This is a genomic window from Streptomyces sp. NPDC058307, assembly GCF_042880295.1.
GTDB lineage: Bacteria > Actinomycetota > Actinomycetes > Streptomycetales > Streptomycetaceae > Streptomyces.
Map to the genome: position 1 here is coordinate 1 of NZ_JBHVYZ010000174.1, position 1,305 is coordinate 1,305.

A 1,305-nucleotide genomic window follows, 5' to 3' on the forward strand; every position below is an offset into this window, starting at 1 on the left:
GCCCGCGCCCCCCCCCCCCCCACGGCGCCTGTCGTTCCCTATGCGGTTGTACCTGCCCGAGCCGTCTCCCCGAGTTGGACGGCGCCGGGCGGCTCTGTGCGCTCTCGCCCTAGCTTTCCGCCAGGATGTGCGAGAGCTCCTGATCCAGATCGAAGTGGCGGTGCTCCGTGCCCGGGGGCACGGCGGCGTCCGTCCGCTTCAGGAACGACTCCAGGGCCCGCGCCGGGGCCTCGAGCAGTGCTTCTCCCTCCGGGGAGCTCAGGGCGATGCAGACGACGCCCTGACCGTGGCTGCGCGACGGCCAGACTCGGACGTCGCCGGTTCCGGTGGGCCGGTGGAGGCCCTCCGCGAGGAGGTCGCGGGCGAACACCCACTCGACGGTCTCCTCGGCTCCGGTGTGGAAGGTGGCGTGCACGGCGTAGGGGTCGGCCGTGTCGTACCGCAGGCCTGCGGGGACAGGCAGGGAGGACTCGCTCGACACAACGAGGCGCAGGTGCAGCTCGCAGCTGACCGTGGTGTTCATAAGCGCCAGGGCCTTTCGCTCAGTGTGCGCTCGGGGATTCGCACGTCGGCGAAATCGACATGCCACCTACGGTGCCGTTGTAAACCCCTCTGAGTGTTTTGCGTGCCTTTACGTAACTCTTCCGGCCGAGGGCCTCTTGCGGAGGTACGACCATTCCGGTGACCGGTTTCTCTCCGGTAGGGTTCGGCTGTATGAATACGGGGAGTGACGAGCCGCACGAGGTCGTTGTGGCACCTGATGAGCAGAGCGGCGAGACGTCGGACAAGGCGCAGGACGAGCAGGGGCTCGGCTCCAAGGCGCCGGAATTCATCAAGTCGCGGCGGCTGCTGCACCTGAGCTGGCAGGTCCTGGTCTTCGTCATCGGCCTGGCGGTCGTGGTGGCCGGCATCATCATGCTGCCGCTGCCGGGACCCGGCTGGGTCGTGATCTTCGGCGGTATGGCGATCTGGGCGACCGAGTTCGTCTGGGCCCAGCTCGTGCTCCGCTGGACCAAACGCAAGGTGACCGAGGCGGCCCAGCGCGCCCTCGATCCCAAGGTGCGCCGCCGCAACATCATCCTGACCTCGGTCGGCCTGGTGGTAGTCGCCGCGGTCCTCGGTGTCTACGTCTGGAAGTTCGGCTTCGAGATGCCCTGGAACATCAAGGACCAGTGAGCCGCGCGGGGGTGCGCAGGCCGTCACCGCTGGTCACAGGCACCCCCTGACATGGGGTAATGTTCTTCCTGCGTCCGGGCGATTAGCTCAGTGGGAGAGCGCTTCGTTCACACCGAAGAGGTCACTGGT

General features: G+C 67.5%; 2 protein-coding genes. One reads left to right on the forward strand and one right to left on the reverse strand.

Features of this window, described 5'->3' with window-relative positions:
- Positions 1 to 109 precede the first annotated feature (109 nt).
- Positions 110 to 523 carry an SsgA family sporulation/cell division regulator gene (locus ACFVYN_RS41370; RefSeq protein WP_004002642.1) on the reverse strand — a complete coding sequence of 138 codons (414 nt, stop codon included), beginning with the start codon at positions 521 to 523 and terminating at the stop codon, positions 110 to 112.
- Positions 524 to 714: 191 nt separating this feature from the next.
- Here ACFVYN_RS41370 and ACFVYN_RS41375 point away from each other — a divergent pair, with 191 nt between their 5' ends.
- A complete protein-coding gene (locus ACFVYN_RS41375) occupies positions 715 to 1,176 on the forward strand; it encodes a TIGR02611 family protein (RefSeq protein ID WP_390008106.1) in 462 nt (153 codons plus the stop codon).
- The last annotated feature ends 129 nt before the right edge of the window (positions 1,177 to 1,305 follow it).